This is a genomic window from Micromonospora inositola, from assembly GCF_900090285.1.
Lineage (GTDB): Bacteria > Actinomycetota > Actinomycetes > Mycobacteriales > Micromonosporaceae > Micromonospora > Micromonospora inositola.
The window spans coordinates 3634280-3653495 of sequence record NZ_LT607754.1; the positions used below are offsets into that span (position 1 = coordinate 3634280).

Below are 19216 nucleotides of genomic sequence, written 5' to 3' on the forward strand. Positions count from 1 at the left end.
CCGGGGCGCCTTCGCGCGGGTGTTACAGGCCCAGCTCGGCCTCGAAGTTGCCGGCCTCCAGCCGCTCCTTGACCGCGACCAGGAAGCGGGCGGCGTCCGCGCCGTCGATCAGCCGGTGGTCGTACGACATGGCCAGGTAGACCATCTGCCGGACCGCGACGACCTCGCCCAGCTCGGGGTCGTTCACCACGACCGGACGCTTCACCACGGCACCCGTGCCGAGCATTGCCGACTGCGGCGACGGCACGATCGGGGTGTCGAAGAGCGCGCCCCGGCTGCCGGTGTTGGTCAGCGTGAACGTCGCACCGGCGATCTCGTCCGGGCTGATCTTGTTGGTCCGGGTGCGCTCGGCCAGGTCGGCGACCCGCTTGGCGATGCCGCCCAGGTTGAGGTCGCCGGCGTTGTGGATGACCGGCACCAGAAGGCCCCGCTCGGTGTCCACGGCGATGCCGAGGTGCTCCGCGTCCGGGTAGGTGATCGTCCCCGCCGCCAGGTCCATCCGGGCGTTGACGATCGGATACGCCTGCAGCGCCTCGACGGCGGCGAGGGCGAAGAACGGCAGGAAGGACAGCTTCACACCGTGCCGCTGCTGGAAGGAGTCCTTCGCCTGCGCCCGCAGCTTGGCGATTCTGGTGACGTCCACCTCGATCACCGTGGTGAGCTGCGCCATCTCGTGCAGCGACTCCTGCATCCGCTTGGCGATGGCCGTGCGGATCCGGGTCAGCTTCTCGGTGGTGCCCCGCTTGCCGCTCGGCTGCGGCTTCGCGGCCGGCTTCGCCGGGGCCGCCGCGGCGGCGGCCGGCTGCGCCGCCGGAGCCGGGGCGGCCTTGGCCGCCTTGGCCTTCTCGGCCGCCTCCAGCACGTCCTGCTTGCGGATCCGCCCGCCGACGCCGGTGCCGTTGACCGAGGCGAGGTCGACGGCGTGCTCGCTGGCCAGCTTGCGCACCAGCGGGGTCACGTAACCGGCCGCCTCCTCGCCGCCGCCCTGCGCCGGGGCGGAGGGACGCTGCGGGGTCGGGGTCGGCGCGGCGGGCTGGGCCGCCCGCTCGGCCTTCGCCGGCTGGGGGGCGGTCTCCGCCTCGGCCGCCGGCTGGTTGTACGACATGCCCGGGGTCGGCTCCTCGACCTTGGGCTCCGGCTCCGGCTCCGGCTCCGGCTCGGCCTTGGGCTCCGGCTTCGGCTCGGGCTTCGCCTCGGCCTTCGGCTCCGGCTTGGGCTCCGCCTTCGGCTGGGCCGGCGCGGCGCCGGCGGCGCCGATGATCGCCAGGTCGGCGCCGACCTCGGCGGTCTCGTCCTCGGCGACCTTGATCTCCAGCACGGTGCCGGCGACCGGCGAGGGGATCTCGGTGTCGACCTTGTCGGTGGAGACCTCCAGCAGCGGCTCGTCCACCTCGACGGTCTCGCCGACCTGCTTGAGCCAGCGGGTGACCGTACCCTCGGTGACGCTCTCGCCCAGCGCCGGCATCTTCACCGGGGTGCCCTCGCCCGACGGCGCCGGGGCGGCCTGGGCCGCCGGCTCCTCGACGGCCGGCTGCTCCGCCTCGGCCTGCGGCTCCGCGGCGGCCGCCGCGGCCTGCTCGGCCGGGGCCTCCTGCGGCTGCGGGGCGGCCGCGCCGGCCGCCTCGCCCTCGCCCGCGATGACGGCCAGCTCACTGCCGACCTCGGCGGTCTCGTCCTCACCGACCACGATGCGGCTCAGCACCCCCGCCGCGGGCGACGGGATCTCGGTGTCGACCTTGTCGGTCGAGACCTCGAGGAGCGGCTCGTCGACCTCGACGGTGTCGCCCTCCTGCTTGAGCCAGCGCGTGACGGTGCCCTCGGTGACGCTCTCGCCGAGCCGGGGCATGGTGACCGATACCGGCATGTTCTCCAGACTCCTTCATTCCCCTGGTGGGATCATCGCCCGTCGCCGGACGCCGCGGTTGTCGTGATCAGGCGTGCGAGTGCAGCGGCTTGCCAGCGAGGGCCAGGTGCGCCTCGCCCAGGGCCTCGGTCTGCGTGGGGTGGGCGTGCACGAGCTGCGCGACCTCGGCCGGGTACGCCTCCCAGTTGTAGATGAGCTGCGCCTCGCCGACCAGCTCGCCGACCCGGGCGCCGACCATGTGCACGCCGACCACCGGACCGTCCTCGATCCGGACCAACTTCACGAAGCCGGCCGTCTTGAGGATCTGGCTCTTGCCGTTGCCACCGAGGTTGTAGTTGTAGGTCCTGACCTTGTCGCCGTACTGCTCCTTGGCCTTCGCCTCGGTCAGGCCGACCGACGCCAGCTCCGGGTCGGAGTAGGTGACCCGCGGGATGCCGGCCTCGTCGATCACGGCCGGGTTCTGGCCGGCGATCTCCTCGGCGACGAAGATGCCCTGCTGGAAGCCGCGGTGGGCGAGCTGGAGGCCCGGCACGATGTCGCCGACTGCGTAGACGTTCGGCACGCTGGTGCGCAGCCGCTCGTCGGTCAGCACGTAGCCGCGGTCCATCTTGACGCCCTGCTCCTCGTACCCGAGGTTGGCGGTGTTCGGGCCGCGGCCGACCGCGACCAGCAGCAGCTCGGCCTCGACGGTCTCGCCGCCCTGGATGGTCAGCTTGACGCCGTTCTCGGTCTTCTCGACCTTCTCGAACGGCTTGCCCACCTTGAAGTTGATCTTCCGCTTGCGGAAGGCCCGCTCCAGCGCCTTCGACGACTCCTCGTCCTCGGCGGCGACCAGGCGGGGCAGCGCCTCGACGATCGTCACGTCCACGCCGAAGGACTTCCACACGCTGGCGAACTCGACGCCGATCACGCCGCCGCCCAGCACGATCACCGACGACGGGACCCGGTCCAGGGTCAGCGCGTGATCGCTGGTGATGATCCGCTCGCCGTCGATCTCCAGGCCGGGCAGGCTCTTCGCGTACGAGCCGGAGGCCAGGATGACGTTGCGGCCGGTGTAGCGCTTGCCGTCCACCTCGACGACGTTCCTGCCGACCAGCTTGCCGGCGCCCGCCACGAAGGTGATGTTCTTGGCGCCCCCGACCAGGCCCTGCAGGCCCTTGTACAGCCGGGAGATCACGCCGTCCTTGTACGAGTTGACCGCCGCCATGTCGATGCCGACCAGCTCGGCCTTGACGCCGAACTGCTCCGACTCACGGGTCTGGTCGGCGATCTCGGCGGCGTGCAGCAGCGCCTTGGTGGGAATGCAGCCGTTGTGCAGGCAGGTGCCGCCGAGCTTGCCCTTCTCGATCAGCGCGACGGAGAGATCCAGCTGGGCGGCACGCAGCGCCGCCGCGTAGCCGCCGCTGCCACCTCCGAGAATGACGATGTCGAAGGTCGCTTCGTTCGGCTCGCTCACGTCCAACTCCCAGGTCGCGTCGCTGCATCGGGGGGTCACGGCAGGGTGGCACGGACAGACCCCACCTCGGTCATCTTGTCACTCCGAGCTCGAGGGCGCGTAGTGAGGTGCCCAACGACACGTCGTGGACACGTACTCTTGGCACCGTCTTCGATGGTGCACGGGGGAGGAGAGCGTCCGGTGGGGCTGTTCCGTCGACGGAAGCGGACGAGCGTGGCGAGCCGCGACCGGGTTGCCGACCGCGCCGACCTGGACCATCTCGAGAACTTCGTCCGGACCCGGCGGGGGGTCGAGGCGTACATCGAGCCGCGGACGACGGTCACCGAGACCACCGTCATGCTGATCGCCGACGACGGGGAGTGGACCCGGCGGCGGATCGACGGCCCGGAGGGCGCGCGCCGCTTCGCCCACCGGCTGGCCATCCCGGTCTACGACGTCCGCCTGATGGGCTACCCGCAACGGATGCGCGACTACAACGAACGCCGCAAGCGCCGCCCCGAGCTGTTCTGAGGCCGGGAACGCGGACGGGGCGCCCCCGCGCAGGGAGCGCCCCGTCGTGCTGTCCGGTACCCGTCAGCCGTTGGCGGCGACGTCCTCGACCAGGTGCACCAGGGTGCGGACCGGGACACCGGTGCCGCCCTTGGTCCAGTAGCCGGTGGCCTCGCCCGAGTGGTAGCCCGGGCCGGCGATGTCGATGTGCGCCCAGGCGACCTCGTCGGTGACGAACTCGCGCAGGAAGACGCCGCCCTGGAGCATGTGACCGGCCCGGTCCATCCCGGCGTTGACCTGGGAGATGTCCGCGACGTCGGAGTCCATGCCCTTGCGCACGTCGTCCGGCAGCGGCATCGGCCAGGCCGGCTCGCCGGTCGCCTCGCCGGCGGCCTTCACCCGCTCGCAGAGCTCCGGGGTGCCCATCACGCCGGCGATCTTCTTGCCCAGCGAGATCACCTGGCCGCCGGTGAGGGTGGAGGTCTCGAAGAGGTAGTCCGCGCCGTCCTCGCAGGCCCGGGCGATGCCGTCGGCCAGGATCATCCGGCCCTCGGCGTCGGTGTTGAGCACCTCGACCTTCTTGCCGTTGTACATGGTGATCACGTCGCCCGGCCGGTAGCTGGTGCCCGACGGCATGTTCTCCGCCATCGGCAGGTACCCGGTCACCGCCACCGAGGGCTTGAGCGCCGCGATCGCCAGCATGGCCGCGCCGACCGCCGCCGCGCCCGCCATGTCGGACTTCATCTCCCACATGCCCTGCGCCGGCTTGATCGAGATGCCGCCGGTGTCGAAGGTGATGCCCTTGCCGACCAGCGCCACCCGCTTGCCGGTGCCGCCACCCTCCGGGGTGTAGGTCAGCTTGACCAGCCGCGGCGGGGCCTCCGAGCCCTGCCCGACGGCCAGGATGCCGCCGTACCCGCCGGCCGCCAGAGCCGCCTCGTCCAGCACCTCGACGCCCAGGCCGGCGTCCCGGGCGGCGCTCGCCACCGCGTCGGCGAACGACGGGGGCCGCAGCTCGTTCGGGGCCGTGTTCACCCAGTCGCGGCTGAGCCGGACCGCGCCGGCCACCGTCCGCGCCCGGTCGATCTCCGCCTGGGCGGTCGCGTCGCCGGCGTCCGGCACGGCCACCAGCACCTCGCCCACCGGCTCCCGCCGGGTGGGCTGCGGCTTGGTCTTGTAGCCGGCGAACCGGTACCCGCCGAGCAGCGCGCCCTCGGCGACCGCGCGCAGCGCGGCCGGGGCGTCGGCGTCGTCCGGCAGCGGCAGCGCGAGCGCCACCCGCGGCGCGCCGGCGAGGGCGCGGACCACCGCACCGGCGGCCCGGCGCAGGGTCTCCGGCGCCGGGGCGGCACCGGTCGGCTCCGGGCCGAGACCGACGGCGGCGACCACCGGGGCGGTGATCGTGCCCAGCGTGGCCAGCTTGATCACCTCGCCGGCGCCGCCGGTCGCGCCGAGCAGCGCCAGCGTCTCGGTCAGCTTGCCGTCGAACGCGGCGGCGATGCTCTCCGCGCCGCTGGCCAGCAGCAGAGAACCGGTCGGGGTGGTGTCCTGCTCTGCGGGCCGGCTGTGCACGCCGATCACGATCGCGTCGACGACGAGTTCGGCGGGGTCGGTGTCGACCAGGCTCAGGGTGGTGCTGGGCGATGTCACTGAAGCTACTCCGGGCGGGCCGGGCCGGCCGCGGGGTCGCGTACCGGCGATGAAGGTCTCCGGCGGAACCTACCCGCCGGACGTCGGGTGCGTCCCGCCGATCGTCCTGACGGGTCCCGCCGATGCTAACCAGCCGTTCAGGCCCCGGTAAGTTGCCACCCATGACCGACGTGACCTCCGACGCCGCCGCGACCCGGCTGCGTCGTTCCCCGCTGCACGAGCGGCACACCGCTCTCGGCGCCAAGTTCGCCCCGTTCGGGGGCTGGGAGATGCCGCTGGAGTACGCCGGTGGCGGTGTGCTCAAGGAGCACACGGCGGTCCGCACCGGGGTGGGCGTCTTCGACGTCTCGCACCTGGGCAAGGCGCGGGTCACCGGGCCGGGCGCCGCGGACTTCGTCAACGCCTGCCTCACCAACGACCTCGGCCGGATCGGCCCCGGCCAGGCGCAGTACACCCTCTGCTGCGACGACGCCACCGGCGGCGTGGTGGACGACATCATCGCCTACCTGCACGCCGACGACCACGTCTTCCTGATCCCGAACGCGGCGAACACCGCCGAGGTGGTCCGCCGGCTGCGCGCCGCCGCGCCGGCCGGTGTCGAGGTCAGCGACGAGCACGAGGCGTACGCGGTCCTCGCGGTGCAGGGGCCGCGCTCGGCGGAGCTGCTCGGCGCGCTGGGGCTGCCCACCGAACACGGCTACATGAGCTTCTCCACCGCCGGCCTGGACGGGGTGGGGCTGACCGTGTGCCGCACCGGCTACACCGGCGAGCTGGGCTACGAGCTGGTCGTACCGGCGGCGCACGCGGTCGCCGTCTGGGACGCGCTCTTCGCCGCCGGGGCGGCGTACGAGCTGCGGGCCTGCGGCCTGGCCGCCCGGGACACCCTGCGCACCGAGATGGGTTACCCGCTGCACGGGCAGGACCTGTCGCTGGAGATCACCCCGGTGCAGGGCCGCTCCGGCTGGGCGGTCGGCTGGGACAAGCCGGCCTTCTGGGGCCGGGACGCGCTGCTCGCCGAGAAGGCGGCCGGCCCGCGGCGTACGCTGCGCGGCCTGGTGGCGGTCGACCGGGCGATCCCGCGCCCCGGCATGGCGGTGTACGTCGGCGACACCCAGGTCGGCACCATCACCAGCGGCACCTTCTCGCCGACCCGCAAGCAGGGCATCGCCCTGGCCCTCCTGAACACCGACCCGAAGCTGGCCGACGACGACGTGGTCGAGGTCGACATCCGCGGCCGCCGCGCCCAGATGACCGTCACCCGCCCCCCCTTCGTCACCCCCTCGGTCAGGTGACCGGTCAGTCGGGTGTGGGGCGTTCGCCGGCGTCGAGGACGGCCTGGGTCCAGCCGCCCTCGATGACGCCGGTGCCGTCGAGGACGGCCCAGTCGACGACGTCGGTGGCCTCGACCACCACGGAGGCGCCGATCCGCACCGTGGGGTCGGTGGCGGCGTCGCTGGCGCTGGCCCCGACGATCCGCTCCGGGCTGTCCCACGAGGTCACCCCGGCCCAGACGAACTCGGGGCCGTCGTCGCCGGGGAGGCCGTACTTGACCACGAGCTGGGTCTCGGCGGGGAGCTGACCGGCCAGGAACCGGGCCCGGATGTCGCCCAACCCGGCCCGGGCGGTGGCGATCGCCTTGCTCATCGCGTCGCCTGGGCGGGCGTAGCGGACGTCCGGCTGGATGCCGGCGAAGAGCGTGGCGCAGGCGGCGGCGAAGTACCGCCCGGCCGGCCCCGGGTGGCCGGGCGGCGGTCGGAGGCTGAGGAACGAGTCGGCGTCCGGGTCCGTCGCCGGGTCCAGCTCCAGCCGGAGCAGCACCGGCGCCGTCGCCCCGTGCTGCTCCGGGTTGCCGTACGCCACCGCGATGTCGTGGCCGGTCACCGTGGCCAGCACCGGGAGCTGCACGAACGCCGGCACCTCCTCGCCGGCCAGCCCGTCGGTCCAGTCCCGCAGCAGCCGCCGGGCCGCGCCGGTCATCACCGCGCCCCAGGCCCGGGTGAGGTGGTCCGGCACCCCCTGGGCCTGCAGCTCCAGCAGCCCGAACCGGCGCAGCCCCTTGGTGGTGAACCAGAGCCCGTCGGCGTCCGAGGAGTAGGGCACCAGCACCCAGTCGACCAGCCTGATCCGGCCCTGGGCGTCCGGGAGCGAGCGCAGTGCCGCCGCCGGGTCGAGGAACTGCAGGCCGAAGACGTCCACCACGTCGCTGCCGACCGTCTCGGCCACCGCGGCGGCGACCGCCCGGGCTGCCCACTCGTGCGCGGGCGGCCAGCCCGGCCGGTACTCGGCCTGGACCACCACCAGGTGCGTCGCGGCGGCCAGCCGGGCCAGCTGGGCCTTGGTGGCGCCGAACGCGGTGAGCAGGTCCGGCGGCAGCTCCGGGAACTCGCCGATCGGCCGGGTGTCCACGGTCATCAGCGGGCTGTCGAGCATCTGCTTCGCCAGGCCGTGCACCGGCTCGGCGAGCCGCCCGGCCAGGGCCTCCACCGCCGTCTTCGGGCTGACCTTCGGCAGCCCCGCGATGGGCACCAGGTAGGTCGCGTCGAGCGACTCCGGCACGGGTACGGGCAGGAAGTCGTCCGTGATGAGCATGCCGTCCCCCATCGACCGCGCCGGTGCTGTCGTTGAAGAACGCTACCCGGCCGGGCGTGCCGCGCTCAGCCGGACAGCACCAGTCCCAGGTAGACCAGCGTGGTGACGATCTCCACGGTGGCGCCGAGCACGTCCCCGGTGACGCCGCCGAGCCGGCGTACCGCGTGCCCGAGCAGCCCGACCGCGACGGCGAGGGCGGCGACGACGGCGAGCGGCCCCTGCCACGGGCGGCCCGGCGCCGCCGGCACCGCCAGCAGCGCGACGGCGACCGTGCCGACGACCAGCGCGACGGGGCCCACCGTGCCGGCCACCAGCGCGCCCAGCCCTTCCGGCCGGGCGGCCGGGACGCCGCGCCGGCAGGCGACCGCGACGCCGAGCCGACCCGCCGCGGTCGCGGCGACCACGCCTGCGAGCGTCGCCGGCCAGGATCGCCCGGCCAGCTCCGCGAGCACCGCCGTCTGCAGCAGCAGTACGACCACCAGCGCGACCACCCCGAACGGGCCCACGTCCGGCTTCTTCATGATCTCCAGCGCGGCGGCGCCCCGGCGGTACGACCCCAGCGCGTCCACGGTGTCGGCCAGCCCGTCCAGGTGCAGGCCCCGGGTGAGCAGCGCGCCGAGGCCGACGGTGACCCCGGCGGCGACCAGCGGGGGAGCGAGCGCGGCGGTCAGCAGCAGCACCCCGGCGAGCAGCGCGCCCAGCAGCGCGCCCACCGCCGGGGCGACCGCCATCGCCCGGCCCGCCGCGGCCCGGTCGACCCGGCCGGCGCGCAGCGGCAGCGTGGTGAAGGTGGTGACCGCCAGTCGGACGCCGTCGGCGAGCCGCGACTCAGTCGGCACGCCGACCGGGAGAATCCGGCACGGCGACCCGCTCGTCCGGCTCGACCGTGGTGGGTCCCGGCCCGGCCGGCTCGGGCTCGGCGAACTCCGGCTCGACGGTGGTCGGCCCCGGCCCGGCCGGCTCCGGCTCGACGAACTCCTCCTCGTCCTCCGGGTCGCCGCCCAGCGACGGGTGCACCGGCAGGGTGGCGGCCAGCGCCAGCGCCGAGCGCAGCAGCGGCAGCGTGGCCAGCGCGGTGGCCCCCTCGCCGAGGTCGAGCCGCAGGTCGAGCATCGGAGTCAGGCCGAGCACGTCGGCGGCGAGCCGGACCGCCGGCTGCCCGCCGTGGTCGGGCAGCAGGCACCAGTGCCGGGCCTGCCCGGCCAGGTCCCGGCTGACCATGCCGGCGGCCACCCCGACCGGCCCGTCGAGCAGCACCGGCAGCCGCCGGGCGGTCGCGCCGAGCAGCACCCCGGTCGCCACAGCGATGTCGCCGCCGCCCAGCTCGGCCAGCACGTCCTTGGCGTCGCGCGGCGAGCGCCGGGTGCGGTGCAGCGCGTCGCGGACCGCCGCGCAGCGGGCCATCCAGGCCGCGTCGTCGATCTCGCCGGCCTCGGTGACCACCCGGCCGAGCACCGCCGGGGGTTCCGCGCCGGCCGTCGCCGCGAGCACCGCCGCCGTGGCCGCCTCGGTGCCGGCGCCGCACGCCGCCAGCACCAGCAGTTGTACGCCCGCGTCGGCGGCCTGCTCGGCCAGCCGCCAGCCGTACCGCAGGGCCGAGTCGACCTCGTCGGCGGTGAGCGCCGGCCCGTCCTCCATCGGCGCCGAGCTCGGCGCCTCGACCACCTGCAGCTCGGCGCCGCTCTCGGCGGCCAGCCGGGCCAGCGACCCCCGGCCGGCGCGGGCCTGCCGGGCCCGGCGGGCGGACTCGCCGGGTACGGTGCCGGCGGCGGCCCCGCCGGCGTGGTCGCCGTGCAGCAGCAGCACCCGCACCGAGCCCCAGGGGGCCGGGGTGGGGGTGCCCTGGGTGGCGCCGGCGAAGCCGACCACCCGTTCCAGCACCCCGAGCCCGGCGCCGGGCACGTCCAGGGTGGTGAGCCGGTCGACGGCCTGCGGGCCGGCGTAGTCGTCGGGCATCGGCAGTTCCATGCCGGGCTGGATGACCAGGCCGGTGGCGACCATCGGCAGGGCCATGGTCGGCGCGGCCCAGGTCGCGCTCTGCTCGGCCGGCGCGGGCGTCGGCGCGGGCGCCGCGGCCGGGGTGAACACCTCCGGCAGCGCTGTCTCCGGCGCCCCGGTGGCGCGGGCCGGCGCGCCGCCGTTGGTCGGCGCGGGCTGTTCGGGCGCGCCGGCCTGGCCGGGGCCGGCCTGCGCGGGCACGGCGGCGGTACGCGGCGCGGCGGCCGGCTTCAGCCAGCTGGGCTGGCCGGCGACCACCAGCACCACGGCGTCGCAGGCGTCGGCGACCGCGCGGTTGGTCGCGCCCAGCGCGTCGGTGAACGCCCGGCCGAGCGGGGTGGTCGGCACCAGGGAGAGCCCGACCTCCGGGCTGACCAGCACGACCCGCGCGGCGCTCGCCCGGATCGCCGCCGCCAGCTCCTCGACGGTCGCGGTGTCGTCGGCCGGCTGGTGGGCCGGGTCGAGCAGGACGGTCACCCAGCCGCCGAGGTCGTCGACGAGCAGCGTGTCGTTCGACCCGGCGGCGGCGAGGACGTCGGCCAACCGACGCGGGTCGTCCGCCGTCTCCTCGGTCGTCCAGCTGCCCGGCCGCCGGGCCCGATGGGTCGCCAGTCGGGCGGCCCACTCGGTGTCCTCCGGGTCCCCCGCCGGGGCGGTGGCCACGTAGCGGACCGTCGGCGCGTCGGCGACCAGCGATTCCGCGAACTCGGACTTGCCGGACCGGATACCGCCGAGCACCAGGAGCGTGTTCCACCCGTCAACGGACATGCCCGTACCTTAAGGCCGTCCGGCGGGTCGCCGCCCGCCGCCCCGGACGCCGGCCGACCGGCGGACGGCGAACGGGCCGGTGGGTGTCCGGTCGGCTCAGCCGCAGTGCTCGAACGGGCTGCCGTAGCTGGCCCCGCCGGCCGCGCCGCCCCACTTCACGCAAGCCCCGGCGGCGCCCGCCCGGACCGGGCCGGCGTAGTACTGGAATGCGCCGCTGTCGGTACTGCGCGCCTTCCCCTGCACCTCCAGGTACGCCGACACGGTGGTGGCCCGGCCGACGGCGGTGTCCTTGAGGGTGACCACGCAGTTGTAGCCGTTGCTTGCGTTGTAGAGCAGGTAGACCCGGCCCTTGCGGATCCCGCCCGCGGTCAGCGTCGCCGAGTCGATCACCTGGTAGCCGCTGCCGCACGCCTGCCCGGCCGTGTACGGGTTGGGCTTCTCCGGCGCGCTGGTCGTGCCGGACGGCTTCGGCGACCCGGAGGCGCCGCCGGCCGGCCCGGTGGCCGCCGGGCCGGTCGTCGGGGCGGTCACCGGGTCCGCCGAGCGGGTCGGCGCGGCCGACGGGGACCGGGTGGCCCGCCCGGTACGGCTCGGCGTGGCCACCGCGGTGTCACCGCTGGCGGCCGGCGCCGGTTGCTCCGGCCCGGCGGCCTCCGACTCACCGGTCAGGGCAGCCCGGCGCTCCTGCTCGCCCGCCCCGGCCAGTGGGCGCAGCGCGGCCACCGCCACCAGGGTCACCAGCGCGACCAGCACGACGCCCGCCGCGCCAACCAGGGCCAGCTTCCGCCCCCGCCGGCCGCCCGTCGCCTCCTCCAGGGTCGGCGGGACGCCGGAGCCTGGAGGAGGCGACGCGCCGGCCGCCGCGGTGGACGGCGGTCCGGCCGGCGTTGGTGTCGCCGGCGCTGGTGTTGCCGGGCCGGGTGTCGCCGGGCCCGGCGTCGGCAGCGCGGCGGGGCCGGGAACGGCGGGGCCCGGCACCGCCCACGGCGGGCGCGGCGGCACCGGAATGCTGGCCAGCGTGGCGTCCCGGGCGTCCTGGGCGGCCTCGGCCATCGCGGCCGCGCCCGGATACCGGTCGGCGGGGCTCTTGGCCAGCGCCCGGCGGACCACCTCCAGCACCGCGGGGGGTGTTCCCGGCGGCAGCGGGGCCGGCTCGTCCTGGACGTGCCGCATGGCCACCTGGAGCGGGTTCTCGCCCTCGAAGGGCGGGCGGCCGGCGAGGCAGTAATAGGCGACCGCGCCGAGCGCGTACACGTCGGTGGCCGGCGAGACCGGCTGGCCGGCCGCCTGCTCCGGCGACATGTAGGAGGCGGTGCCGAGCACCATGTGCGCGGCGGTGAGCGCGGCCATGGTGGTGGACCGGGCGATGCCGAAGTCCACCAGCACCACGCTGCCGTCCCGCTTGACCAGCAGGTTCCCCGGCTTGACGTCCCGGTGGACGATCCCGGCGAGGTGGGCGGCGTGCAGGGCCTGGGCGGCCTGCGCCACCACCGACATGGTGGAGGCCGGGTCGAGCCGGCCGGCGCGGCGGACCCAGGTCACCAGCGGCTCGCCGTCCACGTACTCCATCACCAGGTAACTGACCTGGCTGCCGTCGGCGAGCGTCGCGGAGCCGAAGTCGTGGACCTGCACGATGCCGGGGTGCCGCAGCGCGGCCATCATCCGCGCCTCGGCGTGGAAGCGGGTGGTGAACTCCGGGTCGGCGACCAGCGACGGCAGCAGCACCTTCACCGCGACCTCCCGGCCGAGCAGGGTGTCGGTGCACCGCCAGACCGCCCCCATGCCACCGGTCGCGATGCGTTCGCTCAGCAGATAGCGGTCGCTGAGCACCACTCCTTGAGTCAGCACCGCGTCACCGTACCGGCCGGCGCCGATGCCGTTGATCCACCGGGTGGCCCGTCCGGTAGGTGGTGGCCGGGGCCGTTCCGCGCCCGGCCGACTACGCTTGCGGAGGTTTACGTCCCAGGGGGACGACGGCGGCGAGGGGAGACGCGGCATGGCGTGGAGCTGGCGGTACGAGGGCACGGACGGCAAGTCGGTGGACGGACCGACGGAGTCGTTCGCGAGCCAGGCGGACGCCGAGTCGTGGGTCGGCCAGACCTGGCGGGAGCTCGCGGCGTCCGGCGTCACCTCCGTCGCGCTCGTCGAGGACGACCGGGTGGAGTACCGGATGAGCCTGCTGCCCACGGCCGAATGATGGGCTACGACCGCCCGGGCGAGCCACTGGTGCTCGGGGTGCCCCGGGCGGCGTTCCGGCCCAGCCCGGTATTCCTCGGCCTGGTCGCGCTCTTCGTGACCAGCGGGGTGCTGGCCTGGCAGCGGTACGGCAACGTCCGGTTCGACGTCTTCCTGTTCGTGGTCTCGGGCTGGCTGGTCTCGCTCTGCCTGCACGAGTACGCCCACGCGGTGGTCGCGTACCGGGCGGGGGACCGGGACATCGCCCACCGGGGTTACCTGACGCTCAACCCGTTCAAGTACACCCACCCGCTGCTGTCGGTCGGGCTGCCGGTGCTGGTGGTGCTGCTCGGCGGCATCGGCCTGCCCGGCGGGGCGGTCTGGGTGGACCGACACGCCATCCCCGGCCGGCTGCGGCACACCCTGGTCAGCCTCGCCGGCCCGGCCACCAACGTGCTGTTCACCCTGGTGCTGGTGGCGGCCCTGCGGATCGGCTTCGGCACCGGTGGCTCGATCGAGTTCTGGGCCGGGGTGGGTCTGCTGGCGTTCCTCCAGCTCACCGCCAGCGTGCTCAACCTGCTGCCGGTGCCCGGCCTGGACGGCGGCAACATGATCCAGCCGTGGCTGAGCCCGCAGTACCGCCGGATGTACGACCTGTTCGCCCCGTACGGCTTCATCCTGCTCTTCGCGCTGCTGTGGAGCCCGCGGATCGGCGGCTGGTTCTTCAACGCGGTCTTCGCGATCGCCGACCTGCTCGGGCTGCCGCCGGAGTTCTTCTCGGTCGGCTTCAATCTGATCCGCTTCTGGCAGGGCTGAGCGGGCCGGGGTCCGGCGCGGGCGCCGGACTGAGCGGGCCGGGGTCCGGCGCGGGCGCCGGACTGAGCGGGCTGGGTCCGGCGCGGGCGCCGGACTGAGCAGGCCCGGCCCGGCCGGCGCGACCGCGCCGACCGGACCGGGCGGCGCTCACGGGCGCTGGGCCGGGGACTCGGTCTTGGCCGCGTCGCGCTCGGTGACCGGCTCGACGATCTCGTCGATCGCCTTGAGCAGGTCGGCGTCGAGCTTCACGCCGGCCGCCTTGACGTTGTCGTGCACCTGCTCTGGGCGGGACGCCCCGACGATCGCCGAGGAGACGTTCGGGTTCTGCAGCACCCAGGCGATGGCGAGCTGCGGCATGGTCAGCCCGGCCTGCTCCGCGAGGGGCTTGAGCCGCTGCACCCGGGTGAGCACCTCGTCGGTCATGAACTTGGCGATGAAGCCCGCGCCGGACTTCTCGTCGGTGGCCCGGGAGCCGGCCGGCGGCGGCTGGCCCGGCAGGTACTTGCCGGAGAGCACGCCCTGCGCCATCGGCGACCAGACGATCTGACCGATGCCCAGATCCTCGCTGGTGGGGATGACCTCGGTCTCGATGACCCGCCAGAGCATCGAGTACTGCGGCTGGTTGGAGACCAGCGGGATGCGCAGCTCCCTGGCCAGCTTGTGGGCCTCGCGGAGCTGCGACGCCTGCCACTCCGAGACACCGATGTAGTGCGCCTTGCCGGAGTGCACGACGTCGGCGAAGGCCTCCATCGTCTCCTCCAGCGGGGTGCTGTAGTCGTACCGGTGGGCCTGGTAGAGGTCCACGTAGTCGGTCTGCAGCCGACGCAGCGAGCCGTCGATCGACTCCATGATGTGCTTGCGGGACAGGCCGCGGTCGTTTCGGCCCGGCCCGGTCGGCCAGTAGACCTTGGTGAAGATCTCCAGCCCCTCGCGCCGCTCGCCATTGAGCGCCCGCCCGAGGACCGCCTCGGCCCTGGTGCCGGCGTACACGTCGGCGGTGTCGAAGGTGGTGATGCCGGTGTCCAGGGCGGCCCGCACGCACGCGGTTGCCGCGTCCTCCTCGACCTGCGAGCCGTGGGTGATCCAGTTGCCGTACGAGATCTCGCTGACCATCAGGCCGGAACGGCCTAGGTGTCGGAATTCCATGCCCCGACCCTAGTCCCGCCGGACCGGGGTCACCGCGACGCGCACCGGCCGTGGTGGTGTCGGGCACGGTCGGCCGGGCGGCTCACAGCACCGGGCTGGTGTCCGCGAGCAACCGGTCGATCTCCGCGACCACCTCGGCGCGGCTCGGATGCACCGGGTCGATCAGCGGCTCGCCCTGCCGGTCGAGCGCGCCCCACCGCCCGCCGCCGTCGCCGACCAGGAAGGCGACCGGGTGGATCACCAGCGCCCGGTACGCCGGCTCGACGATCACCCGGCCGGTGCGGTCCACGACACCCCGGCGACCGGCCAGCTCCACCACGGCCAGGCCCTCCTCGGTGAAGCCGTCCACGTACCGGCCGTCGGCCAGGGCGGTGGGGAAGCCGTGGTACCGGGTCGGCACGACGAGCTGACCGGTCCGGTCGACCGCGCCCCAGCCGCCCCGGCGGACCGCCGCCAGGCCGCCCCGGAACGGGCGTACGTCCTCGAAGCCCGGCGGGATCTTCACGATGTTGGTCGGGTCGACCGCCATCCAGTTGCCCTTGCCGTCCATCGACACCCAGGCCAGGCCGCCGGAGAAGGATCCGACCGCCCGGTAGCCGTTGTTCGCCTCGATCAGGGCGGCCCCGGAGGTGTCGATCAGCGCCCACCGGGAGGCCTCCGGGCGGCGTACCCAGGCCATGCCCTCGTGGAACGGCTGCACCTCGGCGTACCGGTGGTCGATCACCAGGTTGCCCTCGGCGTCGGCGTACCCCCAGCGTTCCAGCTCCTCGTCGAAGGTGGGCACGGGGGAGCGCTCGGCGCGCAGCATCGCGTCGCGGTCGCGCGGCGACGGGCCGAACCCACCGGCCGCGGCCCGTTCCCGGACCGCGTCCAGGGCCACCCCGGTACGCGCGACCAGCCCCGGGTCCGCGCCCTGGCGCAGGTCCAGCGCCCGCTCGAAGTGCTGGCAGGCCTCGATCAGCCGTCCCTGGTCGTAGCAGGACCGGCCGGCGTGCTCGTGCAGCGCCGCGCGCAGCCGGTCGGGCAGCTCCGGGGAGTTCGCCGCGGCGAAGAGCCGGTCCGCCTCCGCGTGCTCGCCCCGCCAGCGCAGCACCTGGGCGAGTCGGGCACGCGCCAGCGCGGTCCGCCGCAACTCGCCGGTGGCCTCGGCGTACGTGACCGCGAGCCGACCGTCGGCGAGCGCGTCGTCCAGGTCGCCGAGGATCCGCGAGGCCACCGAGCGGAGGCTGAGCAGCCGGGCCCGACTCCGGTTGTCGAGCGCCGTGCCCAGCTTGGCGGTGAGGCCGTCGCGGACGACCCGCAGCTCCGCCGGATCGGTCGCCTCCTCGCGCAGCGTCTCGGGGTCCAGCCGCCACCGGAAGGCGGCCAGTTCCTGCTCCGGGTCCGTCGGGGGCGCCGGCTGTTCCGCCGGCCGATCGGCCTCGGAGGTGGTGTCGGGCTGCGGCGCCGGAGCCGCCGACAGCGGCCCCGCGGGCGGCCCGGACACCGGCCGCGCCGACTCCGACGCGGCCGGTGGGGCGGACAGCGACGCGGCCGGTGGGGCGGAGACCGGACGCGCCGACGGCGTCGGCGTCGGGTCGCCCGGAGCGGCGGACACCGGGGCGGCCTCGGTCGGCGTGCCGGCCGTCCCGGCGGGCGGCCCGCCGGCCCGGGCCGGGGTGGGCGGCGACGGGACCGGCCCGGACGCGGGCGGTGCGGAGACGGGCCGGGCGGGCGCCGCCCCGGCCGGTGGCGCGCTGACCTGCCCGGCGGGTGGCGCGGAGACGGGCCCGGCGGGTGGCGCGGACACGGGCCGGTACGGCGGTGGAGCGGACCTGGGCGGCCCGGCGGGGTCCGGTTCGGTCCGCGGCGCGGGGCCGGATTCCTCCGCGGCGACCGTCGGCGTCGCGGGCGGGGGCGCCGACCTGGAGGCCGGCGCGGCGGCCGGCGCCGCCGACTCGGAAACCGGTGGCGCGGGGGGCGTGGACACCGGAGCAGGTGGGGTGGCCGGCGGCGCGGGCGGCGCGGACACCGGGACCGGCGGGGCAGCCGGCGGTGCGGAGACCGGCCGTGGCGCGGCGGGGGCGCTCGCACCGTCCTCGGCCCGAGTGCCCCGCTCGCCCGGCCGGGAGCCGGCCGGGCCGGGGTACGCGGGCGGTGCCGGGCGGGCCGGCGCGTCGGCGACGCGGTGGGTCTCGCTGTGCCGTGCCGCCGTCGGGTGCGTGGCCGTCCGGTCGTCGTCGGCGTCCGGGCCGGCGGGACGCGGCGCGGGCGCCGGCCCGGGGAGGAATTCGAGGCGCAGCCCGGCGGCCGGCGGCGCCGAGGTCGGCGTCGGCTCCTCCGGCGCGGCCGGTCGCGGGGACCGGTCGCGGGTGTGCGGCTGGTCCGCCTGCGGAACCGGGTATCCGGGCCCGCCCGAGACCGGAGCGCCCGAGGCGGGTGCCACCGGCCGGTCGTCGGGCCGGGTGCGGGCGGCGGGCTCGACGGGCGGGCGTCGGCCGTCGTCGTGCCGGGTCGGCGGGGACTCGACCGGCCGGCCCGGCAACTCCTCGGGCCGGGTCCGGCCAGCCGGCTCCGCCGGCGGACGCCAGCCGTCGGCCGGCCGGGCCGTGCCCCGCTCGGCCGGGTGGCCCTGCCGCTCCTCGGGGCGGCGGGACGTGGGTCGGTCCTCCGGTCGGTACCGATCCTCGGGCTGGGCGGCGGCCGGCTCGGGACGCCGGCCGTCGTACCGGGGAGCGGCCTCCTCGGCCGGGTGGCGCTGCCGGCCGTCCGGGTGCGGCCCGGCGGGCCGCCGCTCGTCCCGGCCGGGCGGCGCGGGATCGACCGGGCGCGCGGCCCGGCCGTCCGGGCCGGGCCGGTCGGTCGGTGCGGCCGGGGGACCCGGTCGGTCGTCCGGCCGGTACCGGGCCGGCTCGGTCCGGGCCCGCTGCTCGGCACCGGGCCGCTCGTCGGGCCGCGGTCGGGGGTCGCCCTGGCGGCGAGCGGTGTCCGGCCGCTCGTCGAAGGCGTCGGGCCGCGGCCGGGGGTCGCCCTGGGGGCGGACGGTGTCCCGCCGCTCGTCGGGGGCGAAGGCGGCGGGCCGGCCGACCGAACGGGGGTCGCCGTGCTGCCCGGGCAGCCGGCCGGGCGCCGGGCGGTGCGGATCCCCGGTCGGCCGGCGCAGGCCGTCGCGCTCGGCGGCCGCAGGCGCGTCCCGGTACGTCTCGGCCCGCGCCGCGGCCTCCCGGCGCGGGTCGCGCTCCCGGGGCGGTGGGCCGTCGGAACCCTGGTCCCGCCGGTCGGCGGGACCACGCGGCGCGGCCGTCGGCCGCGCGTCGGCCGGCGGCGTGCCCCACTGGCGCTCCGACCGGATCGGCGCGTCCGGGCGCCGGTCGGCTGGATGCGGGCGGTGCGGGAACTCGTCGGGCTCGGGCAGCCAGCCGGGCTCCGGCGCGGGGGAGACCGGCCGGCGCGGGCCACCGTCCGGCGGCGGCATCCGCCGGCCGGATTCCGGGCGACCCCACGGCTGGCCGGGCCGGTCGCCGTGCCAGCCGGCGGCGCGGTCGCGGTCCACCGTCCACTCCGGCGCGCGCCGGTCGTACCGGCCGGGTCCGTGGTCGGCGCGCTCACCGGGCTGCGCCGGGCCGCGCCGGTGGGAGTCCTCGCCGGTACGGCCCTCCTCCGCGGGTCCGTCCGTCCGGGGCCGCCGGTCGCGGGCGTCCACGTCGCCCCGGCGGTCCGGCCAGGCCGGACGCTCGCGGCCGTCGGGCGTGGCGCGCGGGTCGTCCCGGCCGCGTCCGTCCGGTGCGCCGCGCCGCGCGTCCGGACCGGGGATCACCGGGTACGCGCCGCGCCGGTCGCCGCCGCCGGGGGCCACGGGGTGCGCGCCGCGCCGGTCGCCGGGGGCCGGGCTGACCGGGTACGACCCGCGCCGGTCGTCCGGGGCGGGGCTGATCGGGTGGGCGTCGTCGCGCGGTCCGCCAGGGGCAGGACTGACCGGCTGCACCTCGGCGCGCCCGACGGCGGCGACTCGCCCGCGCGGGGCGGGCGGGGTCAGGTACTCCATGCCGATGTCGCCCGGGTAGCGCTGGCCCGCGAACTGGGGGTGCCACTCGGTGGTCGGTTCGGCGACCCAGGCCGGCTCCGCCGGATCGCGCCAGCGGTCGTAGCCGCCGCTCATCGGGGCACCCGGTGGCCGCCCGCGCGGCGCGGCCCCGGGGCCGGCTCGCGTCGCTCGCTCACGGCGTGTCACCTCGTTGGAAATTGTCGCGCTGGGCACCCCACGTGCCGGTAGAGTCGCCCGGTCC

General features: G+C 76.2%; 13 protein-coding genes. 4 read left to right on the forward strand and 9 right to left on the reverse strand.

Annotated elements, in window-relative coordinates:
• Positions 1–22 precede the first annotated feature (22 nt).
• Positions 23–1864 (reverse strand): 2-oxoglutarate dehydrogenase, E2 component, dihydrolipoamide succinyltransferase, encoded by a 1842-nt coding sequence (sucB, locus tag GA0070613_RS17450; RefSeq protein WP_089013272.1) that lies wholly within the window; start codon positions 1862–1864, stop codon positions 23–25.
• Between the two features lie 67 nt (positions 1865–1931).
• Positions 1932–3359, reverse strand: coding sequence for a dihydrolipoyl dehydrogenase (gene lpdA / locus GA0070613_RS17455; RefSeq protein ID WP_172875842.1), 1428 nt, complete (start codon positions 3357–3359; stop codon positions 1932–1934).
• A gap of 141 nt (positions 3360–3500) precedes the next feature.
• Here lpdA and GA0070613_RS17460 point away from each other — a divergent pair, with 141 nt between their 5' ends.
• Positions 3501–3830, forward strand: a complete 330-nt coding sequence (locus tag GA0070613_RS17460; protein ID WP_089013273.1) for a hypothetical protein — start codon at positions 3501–3503, stop codon at positions 3828–3830.
• A 63-nt stretch (positions 3831–3893) separates the two neighbouring features.
• Here GA0070613_RS17460 and GA0070613_RS17465 read toward each other — a convergent pair whose 3' ends face one another.
• Positions 3894–5459, reverse strand: coding sequence for a leucyl aminopeptidase (locus GA0070613_RS17465; RefSeq protein ID WP_089013274.1), 1566 nt, complete (start codon positions 5457–5459; stop codon positions 3894–3896).
• Between the two features lie 161 nt (positions 5460–5620).
• Between GA0070613_RS17465 and gcvT the strand changes: the two genes are divergently transcribed.
• Entirely contained in the window at positions 5621–6751 is a 1131-nt protein-coding gene (gene gcvT, locus GA0070613_RS17470; protein WP_089013275.1) for a glycine cleavage system aminomethyltransferase GcvT, read from the forward strand.
• A 4-nt stretch (positions 6752–6755) separates the two neighbouring features.
• On the opposite strand, the gene GA0070613_RS17475 is transcribed toward gcvT, so the two are convergent.
• From GA0070613_RS17475 to GA0070613_RS17490, 4 genes are all read right to left on the reverse strand, one after another.
• The gene (locus tag GA0070613_RS17475) at positions 6756–8048 is read right to left on the reverse strand and encodes a DUF2314 domain-containing protein (protein ID WP_089016015.1); all 1293 of its coding nucleotides are present in this window, start codon (positions 8046–8048) and stop codon (positions 6756–6758) included.
• Between the two features lie 65 nt (positions 8049–8113).
• Positions 8114–8887 (reverse strand): adenosylcobinamide-GDP ribazoletransferase, encoded by a 774-nt coding sequence (gene cobS / locus GA0070613_RS17480; protein ID WP_089013276.1) that lies wholly within the window; start codon positions 8885–8887, stop codon positions 8114–8116.
• A complete protein-coding gene (locus GA0070613_RS17485) occupies positions 8877–10814 on the reverse strand; it encodes a bifunctional adenosylcobinamide kinase/adenosylcobinamide-phosphate guanylyltransferase (protein ID WP_089013277.1) in 1938 nt (645 codons plus the stop codon). The genes cobS and GA0070613_RS17485 overlap by 11 nt, the downstream gene beginning before the upstream one ends.
• Positions 10815–10910: 96 nt before the next feature.
• Complete coding sequence (locus tag GA0070613_RS17490) at positions 10911–12662, reverse strand: serine/threonine-protein kinase (protein WP_089013278.1); 1752 nt, start codon at positions 12660–12662, stop codon at positions 10911–10913.
• A gap of 148 nt (positions 12663–12810) precedes the next feature.
• Here GA0070613_RS17490 and GA0070613_RS17495 point away from each other — a divergent pair, with 148 nt between their 5' ends.
• Positions 12811–13011, forward strand: coding sequence for a hypothetical protein (locus tag GA0070613_RS17495; protein WP_089013279.1), 201 nt, complete (start codon positions 12811–12813; stop codon positions 13009–13011).
• Positions 13008–13805, forward strand: a complete 798-nt coding sequence (locus GA0070613_RS17500; RefSeq protein ID WP_089013280.1) for a site-2 protease family protein — start codon at positions 13008–13010, stop codon at positions 13803–13805. Before GA0070613_RS17495 ends, GA0070613_RS17500 begins: the two co-directional genes overlap by 4 nt.
• 147 nt (positions 13806–13952) lie before the next feature.
• On the opposite strand, the gene GA0070613_RS17505 is transcribed toward GA0070613_RS17500, so the two are convergent.
• The gene (locus tag GA0070613_RS17505; RefSeq protein ID WP_089013281.1) at positions 13953–14951 is read right to left on the reverse strand and encodes an aldo/keto reductase family protein; all 999 of its coding nucleotides are present in this window, start codon (positions 14949–14951) and stop codon (positions 13953–13955) included.
• An 82-nt stretch (positions 14952–15033) separates the two neighbouring features.
• Positions 15034–19089 (reverse strand): WG repeat-containing protein, encoded by a 4056-nt coding sequence (locus GA0070613_RS17510; protein WP_231929253.1) that lies wholly within the window; start codon positions 19087–19089, stop codon positions 15034–15036.
• Positions 19090–19216 lie beyond the last annotated feature (127 nt).